The 15,294-nt window shown below is 67.6% G+C and carries 15 protein-coding genes; 10 read left to right on the forward strand and 5 right to left on the reverse strand.

All coding sequences use genetic code 11. The features are described from left to right. The first annotated feature begins 53 nt into the window (after nt 1-53). Entirely contained in the window at nt 54-1,442 is a 1,389-nt protein-coding gene (locus NX774_RS03300; RefSeq protein WP_258820710.1) for a S1 family peptidase, read from the forward strand. After that, nucleotides 1,439-2,404, forward strand: coding sequence for an FHA domain-containing protein (locus NX774_RS03305; protein ID WP_258820711.1), 966 nt, complete (start codon nt 1,439-1,441; stop codon nt 2,402-2,404). Before NX774_RS03300 ends, NX774_RS03305 begins: the two co-directional genes overlap by 4 nt. Before the next feature lie 8 nt (nt 2,405-2,412). Here NX774_RS03305 and NX774_RS03310 read toward each other — a convergent pair whose 3' ends face one another. Continuing rightward, complete coding sequence (locus NX774_RS03310) at nt 2,413-3,000, reverse strand: YdeI/OmpD-associated family protein (protein WP_258820712.1); 588 nt, start codon at nt 2,998-3,000, stop codon at nt 2,413-2,415. A 106-nt stretch (nt 3,001-3,106) separates the two neighbouring features. Here NX774_RS03310 and NX774_RS03315 point away from each other — a divergent pair, with 106 nt between their 5' ends. From NX774_RS03315 to NX774_RS03325, 3 genes are all read left to right on the forward strand, one after another. Beyond that, entirely contained in the window at nt 3,107-4,168 is a 1,062-nt protein-coding gene (locus NX774_RS03315; RefSeq protein ID WP_258820713.1) for a sensor histidine kinase, read from the forward strand. Then, nucleotides 4,156-4,884: a LytR/AlgR family response regulator transcription factor gene (locus tag NX774_RS03320; protein ID WP_258820714.1), complete on the forward strand. Its 729-nt coding sequence runs from the start codon at nt 4,156-4,158 to the stop codon at nt 4,882-4,884. The genes NX774_RS03315 and NX774_RS03320 overlap by 13 nt, the downstream gene beginning before the upstream one ends. Before the next feature lie 236 nt (nt 4,885-5,120). Next, nucleotides 5,121-6,338, forward strand: a complete 1,218-nt coding sequence (locus NX774_RS03325; protein ID WP_258820715.1) for an acyltransferase family protein — start codon at nt 5,121-5,123, stop codon at nt 6,336-6,338. Nucleotides 6,339-6,350: 12 nt separating this feature from the next. Here NX774_RS03325 and NX774_RS03330 read toward each other — a convergent pair whose 3' ends face one another. Next, nucleotides 6,351-6,917 carry a phasin family protein gene (locus NX774_RS03330; RefSeq protein WP_258820716.1) on the reverse strand — a complete coding sequence of 189 codons (567 nt, stop codon included), beginning with the start codon at nt 6,915-6,917 and terminating at the stop codon, nt 6,351-6,353. Between the two features lie 287 nt (nt 6,918-7,204). Here NX774_RS03330 and NX774_RS03335 point away from each other — a divergent pair, with 287 nt between their 5' ends. The 5 genes from NX774_RS03335 (at nt 7,205) to NX774_RS03355 (ending at nt 13,356) form a co-directional block, all read left to right on the forward strand. Further along, nucleotides 7,205-7,879, forward strand: a complete 675-nt coding sequence (locus tag NX774_RS03335; protein ID WP_258820717.1) for a hypothetical protein — start codon at nt 7,205-7,207, stop codon at nt 7,877-7,879. A 501-nt stretch (nt 7,880-8,380) separates the two neighbouring features. After that, nucleotides 8,381-9,907, forward strand: coding sequence for a flavin monoamine oxidase family protein (locus NX774_RS03340; protein WP_258820718.1), 1,527 nt, complete (start codon nt 8,381-8,383; stop codon nt 9,905-9,907). Then, nucleotides 9,904-10,314, forward strand: a complete 411-nt coding sequence (locus NX774_RS03345) for a c-type cytochrome (RefSeq protein WP_258820719.1) — start codon at nt 9,904-9,906, stop codon at nt 10,312-10,314. The genes NX774_RS03340 and NX774_RS03345 overlap by 4 nt, the downstream gene beginning before the upstream one ends. 31 nt (nt 10,315-10,345) lie before the next feature. Further along, entirely contained in the window at nt 10,346-10,840 is a 495-nt protein-coding gene (locus NX774_RS03350) for a RidA family protein (protein WP_258820720.1), read from the forward strand. A 62-nt stretch (nt 10,841-10,902) separates the two neighbouring features. Beyond that, nucleotides 10,903-13,356, forward strand: a complete 2,454-nt coding sequence (locus NX774_RS03355) for a TonB-dependent receptor plug domain-containing protein (protein ID WP_258820721.1) — start codon at nt 10,903-10,905, stop codon at nt 13,354-13,356. Here NX774_RS03355 and NX774_RS03360 read toward each other — a convergent pair. From NX774_RS03360 to NX774_RS03370, 3 genes are read right to left on the reverse strand one after another with little or no spacing between them, the layout of a single operon-like run. Then, entirely contained in the window at nt 13,353-14,252 is a 900-nt protein-coding gene (locus tag NX774_RS03360; protein WP_258820722.1) for an ion transporter, read from the reverse strand. The two genes, NX774_RS03355 and NX774_RS03360, sit on opposite strands and share 4 nt — an antisense overlap. Then, the gene (locus NX774_RS03365; RefSeq protein ID WP_258820723.1) at nt 14,249-14,683 is read right to left on the reverse strand and encodes a VOC family protein; all 435 of its coding nucleotides are present in this window, start codon (nt 14,681-14,683) and stop codon (nt 14,249-14,251) included. Before NX774_RS03365 ends, NX774_RS03360 begins: the two co-directional genes overlap by 4 nt. Then, the gene (locus NX774_RS03370; RefSeq protein ID WP_258820724.1) at nt 14,673-15,224 is read right to left on the reverse strand and encodes an NADPH-dependent FMN reductase; all 552 of its coding nucleotides are present in this window, start codon (nt 15,222-15,224) and stop codon (nt 14,673-14,675) included. Before NX774_RS03370 ends, NX774_RS03365 begins: the two co-directional genes overlap by 11 nt. Nucleotides 15,225-15,294: the final 70 nt, after the last annotated feature.

The raw sequence follows: 15,294 nt of genomic DNA on the forward strand, positions 1-15,294 counted from the left end.
TTGCGCCGTTTGGTGGCAAAGTAGGCGCTGTCGACTTGCCATCGAAGGGTTGCATGAACCGCCTTGCCATTGCTGTCGTACTGTCGTGCCTTGCCGGCGGGCTGGGCGCGTCTGCCGCACAAAAGAACGCTGCCGGCAAGCCCCGGGAGCCAACGCCGCTGGTGGCGCCCCCTACCCTCGTCCCACCCGCGCCCGGCCCTGCCGAAACGGACGCCGGCGCCCTGCCACCGCCTTCCACCGCCGCGCAGCAACTGTATTCGTCCGCGCGCGCCGACCTGCTGCAGATTCGCATGTTGCTGAGGAATGGCCGCAGCCAGTCGCAGGTGGGCTCCGGCTTCATGGTCGGCACCTCCAACCTGGTGCTGACCAACTACCACGTGGTGTCGCAGATGGCGCTCGACCCAGACGTGTACGTGGGCGAGTACATGGACACCGACGGCAACAGCGGCCCGGTCGAACTGCTGGCCGTGGACGTGCTGCACGACCTGGCCGTGGTGCGCATCAACCGCAGCGGCAGCGGCTTCTTCAAGGTGCCGGAACGCGCGGTCAAGCTCACCCAGGGGCAGTACCTGTACTCGCTCGGCAACCCGCTCGACCTGGGCTTTGCGATCTCCGAAGGCGCGTACAACGGGGTCATCACGCGCAGCTTCTATGACCAGCTGATGTTCACCGGCCCGATCAACTCGGGCATGAGCGGCGGGCCGAGCGTGACCGAAGCGGGCACGGTGGCCGGGGTCAACGTGTCCAAGCGGCGCGACGGCGAGCTGGTGAGCTTTCTGGTGCCGGTGAAGTATGCGCAGGAGCTGCTGCACAAGGTCGCCACCCAGCGCGCGCCGCCGCGCGACTTCAATCCCGTGATCGGCCAGCAGCTGCTGGCGCACCAGCGCGGCATGATCGACCGGCTGCTGGAAAAGCCGCTGTCGGTCAAGTCGATGGGGCCCTACCTGGTGCCGGTGCGCGAGTCGGGCCAGGTGCGCTGCTGGGGGCGCTCCAATTTCAAGGCCGAGGCGCCCTACACGGCAGACGCGATCAGCTGCGCGATGGAAGCGGCAATCTACGTCTCGGACTCGCAGCAAACCGGCTACGTGTCGATGACGCACCAGTACCTGCGCTCGTCCAGCCTCAATCCGCTGCGCTTCGCGTTCTTGGCGACCAACCAGTTCCGCGTGGACCGCATCGGCAGCCGCAAGGACACGCGCCTGACCGGCCCCTCGTGTACCGAGCAGTTCGTGGCCACGCAGTCGCTGCCGCTGCGCGCCGTGACCTGCGTGCGTGCGTACCGCAAATTCCCGGGCCTGTACAACTTCACCCTGCTCACCGCCAGTACCGACGACGACCAGGCCAGCCTGCAAAGCCGGCTCGACGTGGCCGGGGTCTCGTACGAGAACGGCATGCGCGTCACGCGCGCCTTTCTTACCGCGCTGGGAAGGACGCGGCGATGAAAGGCCCGTGGTTCGTCGAAACGCTGGCCGTCAACGGCGACGTGCTGCACCGGCACCAGCTGGCGCAACTGCCGATCCGGCTCGGGCGTGGCTACGACAACGATGTGATCCTGGACGACGCCCACGTCGCGCCGCAGCACGCCGTGGTGGAACTGGGCGCGGCCGGCGCACCGGTGCTGCGCGACCTGGGCTCGCGCAATGGCGTGGTGCACAAGGGGCGGCGCAGCCAGAGCGTGCTGCTGGACGGCGACACCGTGGTGCGCCTTGGGCACACCTCGCTGCGCGTGCGGCCGGCGGACCACCCGGTCGCGCCGGAGCTGCTGGACCGGACCATGCACCGCTGGGAAGGCGCGCTGCCCGGCTTTGCCGGCGTGCTGCTGGTCGGCGCGGTCTCGCTGTTCCTCATGTGGCTGGCCGACACCCAGTCGTTCGAGCTGATCCGCTACCTGCAGGCAGTCGCTTATGGCCTTGGCGCGGCGCTGCTATGGAGCGGCATGTGGGCCTTTGCCAACCGCCTCTTCGGGCGCCATGCGCGGCTGGGGCGGCACCTGTTCATCTTCGGCTGCGGGGCCGCGGCGCTCACGCTCTACCGCCTGGGCACCTCGGCGCTGGGCTATGCGTGGTCGCTCGAGCCGCTCACGCGCTACGGCTCGCACGTGGCGATCGCGCTGGTCGCGGGCATGGTGTGGTTCCACCTTGCCACCGTGCGGCCGCAGCGCACGCGCCGGTTCGGCTTCATCTGCGTGGCGCTCGGCCTGCTCGGGTCGGGCCTGGCCTTCATCGCCAACGAGCAGCGCAGCGGGCGCCTGGGCGACGAGCTGTACATGTCGGTGCTGATGCCGCCCGAGCTGCGCGCAAGCCGCGACCACAGCGTGGACGAGTTCATGGGCCAGGTCGGCGCAATGAAGGCGCGCCTGGACGTGGAGCGCGCCAGCAAGGACAAGGACGAAGGCGACGGCTGAATGCCGGCCTACGCGCTGCGTTGCGGGTGGATGGTCTCGCCGCGCGCCAGCATTTCGGTGAACGTCTGGATGCGGGCCGCGCGGGTGGCAGGCTTTTTCGCCGTCTGGATGCGAAACAGGATCGCGTAGCGGTTCTGGGAACTGAGGGTGGCGAAGAATTTCGCTGCCGCCGGGCTGGCGTCCAGGGCGGCTTGCAGGTCAGCCGGAACGCTTGCCGCGCGCGCGGAATCGTAGGCCGCGTCCCACCTGCCGTCGCGCCGGGCGCGCTCGACCTCGGCCAGGCCCGCTGGCTGCATGCGGCCTTGCTCGATGTAGCGCAGCGCCGCCTCGCGGTTGACCTTGGACCAGATGCTCCTGGCCGAGCGCGGGGTCCAGCGCTGCAGGAAGTGCAGCTCGCCGGCCGACTGCTTGCGGCTGTCGATCCAGCCGAAGCACAGCGCCACCTCCAGCGCCTCGGCATACGTTACCGTGCGCTGCGGGTTTCCCTTCTTGGCGTGGCGCAGCCACACGCCGGCGGAACTGGCGTGGTTGGCCGCAAGCCACTGCGCCCACTCGGCCTGGTGGGAACACTCAAGCACCTCGTCGTCATCTGGCATTTCTCGTACTCCGGCTGGGACCTGCCGAGAGTATATCGGCTCTGCCATTTTGACAACGGCGCACGAATGCAGGATCATCGCCGCGTCGCCCCTACTTTGCCCGGTCATGGATTCGAACCGCAACAAGATCGTCATCGGCCTTGCGTGGCTCCTGTTCTGGAGCCTGATGGTGGCCGTCGCGGTGCAGGACTACCTGGCCAACTACAACAACGACGGCAAGCTGTGGAAGCCGGTGCTGTGGGAAGGCTCGTCGATGGTGGCGGCCACCCTCCTGATGCTGCTGCAGGACCGCCTGACGCGGCGCTACCAGCCGCTGGTGGCCACCCCGTCGCGCTGGTTCGCGCGGCAGGCGCTGTGGCTCCCGCTGTACTGGGCCGCATTCGTCCCGATCGCCTTCGGCATTCGCATCGCGGTGTACAGCGCCGCCGGCGAAACCTATGGCCACGGTCCATGGCCGCACGTATTCTTCTACGAGTCGGTCAAGATCTCGATTTTCATCGGCCTGTTCACCGTGATTCGCTTCGGCCTGCTGTCGTATCGCGAAATGCTGGATGCCAGGCTGCGCGCCGAACGCGCCAACAGCCTGCTGCAGCAGGCGCAGCTGCAGCGGCTGGCGCAGCAGATGCAGCCGCACTTCCTGTTCAACGCGCTCAACACGGTCTCGTCGCTGATGCACACCGACGTCGACAAGGCCGACGCCACGCTGGCGCAGCTGGCCAGCGTGCTGCGCACCACGCTCGACCTGGGCGGCGGCCACGAGACCTCGCTCGACACCGAGCTGCGCCTGGTGCGTGGTTACGCGGGCGTGATGGCCGAACGCTTCGCCGACCGCGTCACCATCGCGTGGCAGGTGGACGAGGCACTGCTGCCCTGCCCTGTTCCGGTCATGAGCCTGCAGCCGCTGCTGGAAAACGTGTTCAAGCACACCGTCGAACGCCGCCGCCAGCCGGTGGCGATCGTGGTGTCGGCCCGGCGCGACGACGGCCAGCTGGTGCTGGCGGTCGAGGATGATGGCGGCACGCTCGCCGATGCGGCGCCGCCGGGCATCGGCCTGTCCAACCTGCGCGAGCGGCTCGCGGCCCTGCATGGCGAACGCGCCAGCCTCTCGCTCGCCGCCCTGTCCCCGTTCGGCGTGCGCGCCGAAATGCGCCTGCCATGCGCCTGCTGATCGTTGACGACGAGCGCCCCGCGCGCGAACGGCTGCGCCGCATGCTGGCATCGATGCCGGGCGTGGAGGCCATCGACGAAGCGCGCGACGGCATCGAGGCGCTGGAGAAGATCGACGGCCTCAAGCCGGACGCGCTGTTCCTCGACATCCAGATGCCCGAGCTGTCGGGGCTGGAACTGGCGGCCTCGCTCCCGGCGCCTGCGCCGCTGGTGGTGTTCGTGACCGCCTTCGACGAGTATGCGGTGCGCGCCTTCGACGCCAACGCGATCGACTACCTGCTCAAGCCGTTCGATGTGCAGCGCCTGCAGCGCGCGCTGGAGCGGCTGAACGAGCGCCTGCGGCTGCAAACGGCCGCACCGGCCCTGCCGGAGTTCGGCGCCAGTCACCCGGTGCGCCAGTTGCTGGTGCCGGGCCACACCGGCACCCGCGTGGTGCGCGTGGCGGACGTGCAGTGGATCGAGACGGCCGACAACTACGTGGTCCTGCACACGGCCGAAGGCCAGCCGCTGCTGCGCCAGACGCTCTCCAACCTGGTCGCCCAGCTTGGCGCGCGCTTCGTGCGCTGCCATCGCCGCGCGGCGGTACAGCTGGACTGGATCGAGCGCGTGGTCCCGCTCGACAAGGGCGACTGCGAGCTGGTGCTGCGCGGCGGCGCCCGTGTGCCGTGCAGCCGCCAGTACCGCGCCGGGGTGCTGGCCCGGCTGTCCATTCGCTGACTTCCATGCTCGCTTGACGGCTACGCTGCTGCTGGCTGAACGCGTGGGCAGGAAACCTGCCCACCCTACCCGTGCCCCCCGTAGGGTGGGCGGGTCTCCCGCCCACGCGTTCAACGCACGCCTGGCTCGGTAGTCCGGTTCGCCCCATCACACTCCCGGTTCGCCCCATCGCGCTCGCGCGCAGGCGGCGCCGCATCCTATTCTGGCATCCGTCACCAACCAACGGATCCATTCAAATGCACACGACAGACACCGCGGCGCCAACGCGCCTGTTCTTCCTCGACTGGCTGCGCATCATTGCGTTCTTCATCCTGATCTTGTTCCACGTGGGGATGTACTACGTGAGCTGGGACTGGCACGTGAAGAGCCCTGCCGCCAGCCACGGTCCCGAACCTTTCATGCTGCTGTCGTCCCCGTGGCGACTGGACCTGCTGTTCCTGGTCTCGGGCGTGGCGTCCAGCTTCATGCTCGCCAGGAGCAAGGTCACGTCCTTCCTGCGCCAGCGCAGCACGCGCCTGCTGGTGCCGCTGCTGTTCGGGATGCTGGTGGTGGTCCCGCCGCAGGCCTACCTCGAAGTGGTCGAAAAGGTCAGCTACGGCGGCAGCTACCTCGACTTCATGCACCTGTACCTGACCGGCTACGGCGGCTTTTGCCGCGGCTCCGACTGCCTGATCATGCCAACCTGGAACCACCTTTGGTTCGTGGCCTACCTGTGGCTCTACACGCTGGGCCTGGCAGCGCTGGTGTCCATCCTGGGCGAGCGCTTCGACGCCCTGGCTGGCCGCGTGGCGCGCTCGCTCAGTGGATGGAAGATCATCGTGCTGCCCGCGCTGGTGCTGGCGATCCTGCGCGTGCTGCTCGCCGGGCGCTTTCCGCAAAACCACGCCGTGATCGGCGACTGGTACAGCCACGCTACCTATTTCTCGCTGTTCGTGCTGGGCGCCCTGCTGGCCCGCGCGCCGCAGGTCTGGCCGCGGCTGGGCGATGTGCGCTGGGTGTCGCTCGGGATCTCCGCCGCGTGCTGGGTCGCTGCCGTCATCTTTTGGGCCGTGCCTGACGACGCGGTACCGGCAGGCCAGGTGGAAGCGCTGCGGGTGCTGATGCGCACCGTGTACGCCTTGTTTGCCTGGTGCGCCATTGCGGCGGCTTGCGGCTTTGCCCAGCGCCACCTGCAGCGCGACGGAGTGGCGCGTCGTTACCTGACCGAGGCCGTGTTCCCGGTGTATATCGCACACCAGACCCTGATCGTGGTGATGGCGCACGCGCTCAAGCCGCTGCGCCTTGCGCCGGGGCTGGAGGCCATGCTGCTGGTCGTGGCCACGCTCACCGCGAGCTTCGGCATATTCGAGGCGGTGCGGCGCAGCGCACTGCTGCGCCCCCTGTTCGGCCTGGCGTCGCTGCGCCCGCAAGCGGACGGCGCCAGCACCCGCCTGGCCGCCGCGCGCGCGGCGTGAGTATCGCGGCCTTCAACCGTGCTGGGCGCTGGCCGGTTGCGCACCGCCCTGCTGCGCCGCGCTTTGCATCGGCTGCGGCCCGCCGGTCCAAATGTGCGCGGCCTGGGCCGCACTCGCTTCAGCCGCGTGGGCGAACGGGTCGGCCACGCGGCGCATGGTTTCCTGCTGGGTGCGCATGCCACGCTCGGCCTGTTCGCTTGTTGTGCGCGCCACCTCGTCGGCCAGCGCGCGGGCCGTGCGCGCAGTGTTTTGCGCGTGCTGCTCGGTGACCCGCGCCAGCTCGACCTGGGTGTCGGCCGCCAGGCGCGACAGGTGCTGCTGCCAGGCCCGCAGCTTGTCGGTGGCCGGCTGCGCGCGCGCCGCCGCGGCGCCCAGCACCTCTGTCTGCCCATCCGCCGCCAGCAGCTGCTTGCCGGCCTGCGCGGACTCTTCGAGCATGGCCTGCATCAGCTGGATGTTCAGGTCGCACACCTGCTGGAACGAATGGAACATGGACCTGGCCACGTCGTTCAGGTACGTGGCCTGGGCGTCGAGGTGGCTCTTGATGGCGGGACTGACGGCTTGCGGAAATGGATACATGGGTCGCCTCCAGGTGAATGGTAGTGGAAGGAACCGGCACGGCGGCGCGAGGCTGCCCGCGCACGAACGGGATGCTGCGTTTGCCCTATCCCGGTGCGCGAATGGTTCATGCCAGCACAAGGTGCAAGGCTAGGGGATACGGCCAGGCGGCTCTTGATCTGCCATAAAGGTGCAGCCCGCTTGCTGGCGCGATATTTGCATAAAGCACTGTGCCTTAACTGTTGCCAGTGTTTCGAATGTTGCTTGCGAACGATGTGCTCCGCGCCTGCGGGCCGGACGGGAAAACGATGCGGATCCTGTGGATCGATGCAAAACAGGAGGTCGCATTCACCTATCAATTGGATACGCCGTGCGCGCTGCCGCAACCGGCGCGGGTGGCGATGCTGGAAGCGGACGTGCGATCACGGCGCCTGTCGCTGCTGCTGGTCGATCCGGGTGCACCAGCCTGCCCCGCGGCGGTGGTGCCCGAGAAACACCGCGAACTGCAGGCCAGGGCATGGGAGGTGATCGCCCCGCTGGTGGCAAGCGCGCCCGCGATCTTCCTCTCGCGCCGCCGGGCTGAAATGATCGCGCACCGTGTGGCCGAAACGGGTGTGTCGCGTGCCACGATCCTGCGCTACCTGCGGCGTTATTGGGAGCGCGGGCAGACGCTGGCCGCCCTGCTTCCGGACTACGCCAATTCCGGCGCGCCGGGCAAGATCCGCGTGCCCAACGCGCACGTCAAGCGCGGGCGCCCGCGCAAGGATGCCTCGCAACCGGGGCTGAATGCGGACGCACAGATCCGCGCCACTTTCCGCACCGCCGTGGCGCGCTACGCTGCCACGCATGCCGAGTTCTCGCGGCGCGGCGCCTACCGCCAAATGCTCGAAGACTTCTTCCGCGAGCGCGACGACTCCTCCATCCCCACCTTCGGCCAGTTCAAGTACTGGATCGAGCGCGACGCCGCCTGCGCGCTGCGTTGACGCACCTCTTCTCCCAACCGTAGTGCAAGAACCCGGTGCGCGCTGGTGCGGCGCGCACCGGGCTTGCGTGCCGTCGCCGCACACGCCTGGCCTCGCGTGAACGGTCGCTCCCGCAAATAAAGTCTGGCGCTTGAAAAATACAGTTTATGCATACGTCAGGCAGTCAGCCGCTGCATCGTGCACCTTGCGCGCCAACGCGTGTGACGCAACGCGTGGCCCGGCGCGTGGGCGCGAGCGCCATCCAGGGTCCGCAACCCGCAGTCGCCACGCGAAAACTTTATTTTCCGCCCGCGCGTCCCGGCCCGTCCGCCGCACGGCGCACTGCGGGCACAACATTATTTTTCAAAGAAAAAAATTCTCCCGACCTCATCGTCCTTGGCACAGCTATTGCTATTTGCTCTTGTGTTTCACCAGTTTCGTTTTCAGCAATCACTTATCGAGGTGCGGATGGATAGCAAGGCCCGGTCAGTCACAAGACGTGAATTTTTATATCGTGCCGCCATGGTCGGCGGATCAGCGCTGCTGCTCAACACGATGAACGCATGGGGAATGGGGATCGCCTCGCAGGCCGCCGCGCCGCCGCAACTGAGCGGCAGCGGCAAAGGCAAGAAGATCGTGATCCTCGGCGCCGGCCTGGCCGGCATGACGGCCGCGTACGAGCTCTCCAAGCTCGGCTACGACTGCCAGGTCCTCGAGGCGCGCCACTTCGCCGGCGGCCGCTGCCAGACTGCGCGCAAGGGTTTCGCGCTGCAGGAACTGGGCGGCGAAACCCAGCACTGCAAGTTCGACCAGGGCCAGTACATCAACCACGGCCCGTGGCGCATCCCGCTCGACCACCAGTCGACGCTGTACTACACGCGCCAGTTCGACGTGCCGCTCGAAGTCATGGTCAACGAGAACGACCACGCGTTCGTGTACATGGAAGACGCCGGCCCGCTGTCGAAGCAGCGCCTGCGCGGCGAACAGCTCAAGGCCGACATGCGCGGTCACGTGTCCGAGCTGCTCGCCAAGTCGGTCAAGGGCGGCCTGCTCGACCAGCAGATGACGAAGGACGACCAGATGCTGCTGCTCGACTACCTCAAGCACGAGGGCGCGCTCGAAGGCGCCGAGCTGCAGTACAAGGGCCGCAGCGGCCGCGGTTACGCCGTCAACCCCGGCGCCGGCCTGGTCGCGGGCACGCCGAGTGACCCGCTCGGCTTTCGCGACCTGCTCGCCGCCAAGGTGGGCAAGGTGTACAGCGCGGTGCAGGACTTCCCGATGCACGGCACGATGTTCCAGCCGGTCGGCGGCATGGACCAGATCGCCAAGGCGTTCGAGAAGCGCGTGCGCCGCCACATCCGCTACGGCGCCGAAGTGCAGTCGATCCGCCAGAACGCCGAGCAGGTGCTGGTCACCTACAAGGACGCCGGCGGCAAGGTCAGCACCATCGCGGCCGACTACTGCCTGTGCACGATCCCGCTGTCGGTGCTGCGCATGATCGACACCGACTTCACCGACAAATTCAAGGCCGCGATCCGCGGCGTGGCCTATGCCCCGGTCGGCAAGATCGGCCTGCAGATGAACCGCCGCTTCTGGGAAGAGGACGAACGCATCTACGGCGGCCACGTGCTGACCGACCTGAAGGCGATCAACACGATCTCGCTGCCGTCGACGGCCTGGCAATCGAAGAAGGGCGTGGTGCTGGGCTACTACCACTACGCGCTCGATGCGATCGAGGTCAGCGCCCTGTCGCCCGACCAGCGCGCCCAGTTCGCGCTCGACGCCGGCGAAAAGATCTTCCCCGGCGCCTACCGCGCTTCGTTCGACAACGCCTTCTCCGTGGCCTGGCATCGCGTCCAGTACAACCTGGGCGGCTGGGCCGAATGGACCGACGACGGGCGCAAGGACGCCTACCCCACCCTGCTCGAAGGCGAAGGCCGGGTGATGCTGGCCGGCGAGCACCTGAGCTACCTGACCGGCTGGCAGGCCGGCGCCATCGAATCGGCGTGGCAGCAGATCGAGCAAATCCACCGGAGGGCCATGGCATGAAATTCCACGAACTCGCGATCGGGTCGGCGCTGATGGCCGCCGCCGTGGCCTGGCACACGAACGTGCGGGCCGACACGCTCGACGGCAAGGCGCTGTTCGTCAAGAACTGCGCGGCCTGCCACCAGCCGACCGGCAAAGGCATTCCCGGCGCCTTCCCCGCGCTGGCCGGCAATAGCTTCGTGCAGGGGCCGGCGCGCGACCCGGCCAGCGTGCTGCTCAAGGGACGTGGCGGCATGCCCAACTTCAGCGGCAGCCTCGATGACGCCGAGATCGCGCAGGTGCTCAGCTACGTGCGCAGCAGCTGGGGCAACAGCGCCGCGCCGCTGACGCAGGACGAAGTGAGCGCACTGCGCACCGACCTGCAAGTGCCGCCGGCCAGCCACAGCCGCTTCGGCAACAAGCACTGACCCGTTTTTCAAAACCCAGGAGGAAAACCGCATGAACAAAAACAAACTGATCGCCGCCCTGCTCTGCCTGATGCCGCTGGCCGCCAGCGCGGCCGGGCCGGCGATCGTCCGCCACAAGATCCCCGGCTCCGATTTCCCGATCGCGCAGGCAGTCACGCTGCCCGCCGGTACCGCCATCAGCTTCGTCAGCGGCCAGGTGCCGCCGCTGGTGGACAAGTCGGCCGACCCGAACTCGCTCGCCGCGTTCGGCGACACCAAGACCCAGACCGAGGGTGTGCTCAAGAAGATCGCCGAGGTCCTCAAGGGCATGGGCCTGTCGATGGGCGACGTGGTGAAGATGCAGGTGTTCCTGGTCGGCGATCCGGCCAAGGGCGGCAAGGCCGACGTGGCCGGCTTCATGCAGGCCTACACGCAGTTCTTCGGCGGCGCCCAGCCCAACCTGCCGGCACGCGCCGTGGTCCAGGTGGCCGCGCTTTCCAACCCGGGCTGGCTCGTCGAGATCGAGGTGGTGGCCGCGAAGAAGTAAGCACCGCCGCTCCCTGATTCCAGAAGTTGTACACAAACTGTTCGACCAAAAAAGGGAAATCCATGCAAAAGGCAATCCTCAAGGGCGGCGTCGCCGCCATCGTCCTTCACTCGGGCCTGGGCCTGGCCCACGCCGCGGAAGAAAAGCCGGCCGACACACCTGACCCCGCCGCGCAGGTGGCCAATGCGGGTGTCGTGATCGTGACCGGCACCCGCGCCACCGGCCTGAAAGTCGAGAACAGCGCCTCGCCGGTGCAGGTGCTCGACTCCACCTCGCTGTCGCGCGCCGGCCAGCCCGACCTGATGCAGGCGCTGTCGCAGAACCTGCCCTCGCTGAACGCCCAGGCGTTCGGCAGCGACATGGCCGCCATGACGCTGTCCGCGCGCCTGCGCGGCCTGTCGCCGAACAACACGCTGGTGCTCATCAACGGCAAGCGCCGCCACGGCACCTCGAACCTGTCGGTGCTGGGTGGCCCGTACCAGGGCGGCGCCGCGGCCGACCTGAACTACATCCCGATCGCCGCGATCGACCACGTCGAGGTGCTGCAGGACGGCGCCGCCGCGCAGTACGGCACCGACGCCATTGCGGGCGTGGTCAACATCATCCTCAAGTCGAACTACCAGGGCGGCACCGCCAGCATGAACGGCGGCGGCTACATGGACGAAGGCGGCCACACCGGCGATGCTTCGGCCAACATGGGCCTGACCCCGTTCGAAGGCGCCTTCCTGAGCCTGACCGCGGAATCGAAGTTCCACGGCTTTTCCAACCGCGGCGGGATCGACCCGCGCGTGACCGACCCGGCCACGCTGGCCGCGCAGCCGCAGCTGAAGAACAATAGCCTGTACCCGAACCTGAACCGGATCTCGGGCGACGCCCAGTACCGCCAGCACGTGTTCGCCGCCAACTTCGGGGCCGATATCAGCAACGACGCCAGCGTGTACAGCTTTGCCACCTATGGCGAAAAGAAGGCGCGCGCGTTCGAGAACTACCGCATGCCCAGCCGTATCCCCAAGGTCTATCCGAACGGCTTCTCGCCGCTGGAGACCTTCAACGAGCAGGACTATGCGCTCACGGTCGGCGCCAAGTTCAAGGCGCTGGGCTGGAGCTTCGACCTGTCGAGCACCTACGGCAAGGACGTGAGCAAGATCGGCGTGGCCAGTTCGGCCAACGTCTCGCTGTTCAACGATACCGGCTTCACGCCCACCGAGTTCAGGGCCGGCGAATTCCACGCAAGCCAGCTGACCAACAACCTGGACCTGTCGCGTGAATTCGACGTTGGCATGGCCTCGCCCCTGAACGTGGCCGCAGGCCTGGAGCAGCGCCGCGACACCTACGAGATCGTGGCCGGCGACGCCGCATCGCGCTACAAGGAAGGCTCGCAGTCGTTCCCGGGCTTTTCGCTGACCGACGCCGGTTCCCACAGCCGCACCGGCAAGGCCGGCTACGTGGACATCTCGGGCAAGCCGGTCACCGACCTGACGGTGGACCTGGCCGCGCGCTACGAGCACTTCAGCGACTTCGGCAACGCCAAGGTGGGCAAGCTGACCACGCGCTACGATTTCTCGCCGGCGGTCGGCGTGCGCGCCACCTACAGCAATGGCTTTCGCGCGCCGACGCTGGCCGAGGAATACTACTCGGCCACCAACGTGTCGCCGCGCAGCGCCTTCGTCCAGCTGCCGCCGAACTCCGCCGGCGCCAAGCTGGTGGGCGTGAATGGCCTGAAGCCCGAGGCATCGACCAACATCAGCGCCGGCATCGTGCTGCACCCGACCGCGAACCTGGCGATCACGCTGGACGCCTACCAGATCAGCATCCGCGACCGCATCGTCGGCAGCGGCGCGCTGTACGGCTCGGGCGGCGCGATCAACTCGCCGGCGGTCATCAAGGCCATCATCGCCAACGGCAACGTGCTCGACCCGACCGTGGTGCAGACCGGGATCAACATCTTCTCGAACGCGGTCAACACCCGCAGCCGGGGCCTGGAGTTCGTCGCCACGCTGAACAGCAGCTACGGCGAGTGGGGCAAGGTGGACTGGTCGGCCGCCGCCAACTACAACAAGGTGGAGGTCACCAAGATCAACCAGGCGCCGGCCCAGCTGCAGCCGCAGACGCTGCTCGACCCGTCGGCCATCGCCGACATCGAGACCGCGTCGCCGCGCATGCGCCTGAACCTGGGCGCCTTGTGGAAGCTTGGGAAGTGGACGATGAACCTGCGCGAGGCGTTCTACGGAAGGTCCGAGTCGCTCGATTCGTCCGACGGCGCCGTGTGGTACAAGAACGAGGTCAAGCCGACCTGGATCACGGACCTGGAACTGGCGTACAGCCCGTCCAAGACCTGGACCTTCGCGGTCGGTGCGAACAACTTGTTCAACACCTACCCGAACCAGGTCAACGCGACGCTGCTGGCCGAGCGCCGCGCCAACCTGGATAACGGCGCAGTCACGCTCTACCCGTCGTTCTCGCCGTTCGGGATCAACGGCGGCTACTACTATGCGCGTGCCAGCATGAAGTTCTAAGTGCCGGCGGGACTGCGGGACGGCAGCGCTGCCCCGCAGTCCTTGCAGAAGCGGGCTTCGCGCGCATGCCCGTGCGACCCGCAGGCGGCGCAGGCCGGCGTCGCGGGCCCCCTCGCCGCGCCCCGACCCCATTCCTGGCGGGTCATCTCCGCCGTCACGATTCCCGTGGGCACGGCCAGGATGCCCCATCCCAGCAGCATCATGAACGAGGCGATCAGCTTGCCCAGGCTGGTGTGCGGCGTGATGTCGCCGTAGCCAACGGTGGTCATGGTCACGATGGCCCAGTACATCGAGACCGGGATGCTGGTGTAGCCGTTCTTGGGCCCCTCGACCACGTACATCACGGTACCCAGCACCAGCACTGCCATCACCACGGCGGACAGGAACACCATGATCTTGCGGCGGCTTGCCAGCAGGGCCTCGCCCAGCCGGGTGTATTCCTGCACGTACAGCGTGAGCTTGAAGATCCGGAAGACGCGCAGCAGGCGCAGGATGCGAATGTCCAGCAGCAGCGCGCTGCCCGGCACCAGCAGCGAAAAATACGTGGGCAGCACCGACAGCAGGTCGACGATGCCGTAGAAGCCGGTCGCGTAGCGCCACGGCCGGCGCACGCACCAGATCCGGGCAAGGTACTCGGCGGTGAACAGGGCCGTGAACATGCACTCGGCCGCGAACAGCACGCCGTCGTAGTCTTTGTCCAGTTCGGGCACGCTGTCGAGCACCACCACCAGGATGCTGAGCAGGATCGCGCACACGAGCACGATGTCGAAGCGGCGGCCGGCCGGGGTGTCCGACTCGAAGATGATGTCGTAGAGCCGCCCGCGCAGCTCGCCGCGCGGGCGCCCGTACGAGGCCGGCGCCTGGGGTACGTAGCTTGGCGATGGCTGGTCGTTCATGCCCTCGGGCCCTTGAGCTCGATGGTGTTCCCCTCCGGGTCCTGCAGGTAGATCGACGGTCCCTCGCCCTCGGCGCCGTAGCGGCTCTCGGTAGGGCCGGCCTGCACGCCGCACGCCGCCAGGTGAGCGCGGATCGCCGCCTCGTCGAAAGGCTCGACGCGCAAGCAGAAATGGTCGAGGTTGCGCCCCTCGGCCCCGGGCGCGGCGCCGCCCGCCTTGCCCAGCTTGCCGTCCACCGGCACCAGGTCAATCAACGAGCTGCCGGCGCGCAGCTGCACCAGGCCGATCTCGTCCTGGCGCCGCTCGACCGCGCAGCCGAGCACCTTGCCGTAAAAGCCGACCATGGCGTCCAGGTCGCGCACGCGCAGCACGATGTGGTCGATGTGAAGGACGCCGATGGCGTGGGTGGTGGCGTTGGTTTCAGTCCGCATGGCGCTCCACCCATGGTGCGAAGGCGTCAATGAAGGACTGCAGGAACTTGCGCGTGGACTCGTCGCTCACGTGCTCGGCGTCGACCTTGCCGGCGATGCCGCCCACGTAGGCCTCCGGCGCGGGCATGCAAGGCATGTTCAGGAAAGGCAGGCACTGGCGCAGGTGGTGGTTGGCGCCAAAGCCGCCGATCGCGCCCGGCGACACGCTCACGACGGCGCACGGCTTGCCGTTCCATGCCGACTGCCCGTACGGCCGCGACGCGACGTCTACCGCGTTCTTGAGCACGCCGGGAATCGAGCGGTTGTACTCGGGCGTGCAGAACAGGATGCCGTCGGCCTCGCGGATGCGGTTGCGGAACTCGGTCCACGCGGCCGGCGGCGCAGTGTCGAGGTCCTGGTTGTACATCGGGAGCTGGCCGATCTCGACGATCTCCATCTCCAGCGCCGGCGGCGCCAGCAGCATCAGGGTCTTGGCCACCTTGCGCGTGTACGACTCCTTGCGCAGGCTGCCGACCAGTACGGCGATTTTTCTCGTTGCCATTTGCTTCCTCCCGTAGGTTGAGCCTTGGAAGTACAAATGGTAACCATTTTTGCATCACCGCGCCCGCATA

The organism is Massilia agilis, assembly GCF_024756255.1.
Lineage (GTDB): Bacteria > Pseudomonadota > Gammaproteobacteria > Burkholderiales > Burkholderiaceae_D > Telluria > Telluria agilis.

Bases quoted from the DNA above. Each gene is read 5' to 3' on its own strand.
- NX774_RS03300 (WP_258820710.1), top strand. From the start codon at position 54: ATGAACCGCCTTGCCATTGCTGTCGTACTGTCGTGCCTTGCCGGCGGG.
- NX774_RS03305 (WP_258820711.1), top strand. From the start codon at position 1,439: ATGAAAGGCCCGTGGTTCGTCGAAACGCTGGCCGTCAACGGCGACGTG.
- NX774_RS03310 (WP_258820712.1), bottom strand. From the start codon at position 3,000: ATGCCAGATGACGACGAGGTGCTTGAGTGTTCCCACCAGGCCGAGTGG.
- NX774_RS03315 (WP_258820713.1), top strand. From the start codon at position 3,107: ATGGATTCGAACCGCAACAAGATCGTCATCGGCCTTGCGTGGCTCCTG.
- NX774_RS03320 (WP_258820714.1), top strand. From the start codon at position 4,156: ATGCGCCTGCTGATCGTTGACGACGAGCGCCCCGCGCGCGAACGGCTG.
- NX774_RS03325 (WP_258820715.1), top strand. From the start codon at position 5,121: ATGCACACGACAGACACCGCGGCGCCAACGCGCCTGTTCTTCCTCGAC.
- NX774_RS03330 (WP_258820716.1), bottom strand. From the start codon at position 6,917: ATGTATCCATTTCCGCAAGCCGTCAGTCCCGCCATCAAGAGCCACCTC.
- NX774_RS03335 (WP_258820717.1), top strand. From the start codon at position 7,205: ATGCGGATCCTGTGGATCGATGCAAAACAGGAGGTCGCATTCACCTAT.
- NX774_RS03340 (WP_258820718.1), top strand. From the start codon at position 8,381: ATGGTCGGCGGATCAGCGCTGCTGCTCAACACGATGAACGCATGGGGA.
- NX774_RS03345 (WP_258820719.1), top strand. From the start codon at position 9,904: ATGAAATTCCACGAACTCGCGATCGGGTCGGCGCTGATGGCCGCCGCC.
- NX774_RS03350 (WP_258820720.1), top strand. From the start codon at position 10,346: ATGAACAAAAACAAACTGATCGCCGCCCTGCTCTGCCTGATGCCGCTG.
- NX774_RS03355 (WP_258820721.1), top strand. From the start codon at position 10,903: ATGCAAAAGGCAATCCTCAAGGGCGGCGTCGCCGCCATCGTCCTTCAC.
- NX774_RS03360 (WP_258820722.1), bottom strand. From the start codon at position 14,252: ATGAACGACCAGCCATCGCCAAGCTACGTACCCCAGGCGCCGGCCTCG.
- NX774_RS03365 (WP_258820723.1), bottom strand. From the start codon at position 14,683: ATGCGGACTGAAACCAACGCCACCACCCACGCCATCGGCGTCCTTCAC.
- NX774_RS03370 (WP_258820724.1), bottom strand. From the start codon at position 15,224: ATGGCAACGAGAAAAATCGCCGTACTGGTCGGCAGCCTGCGCAAGGAG.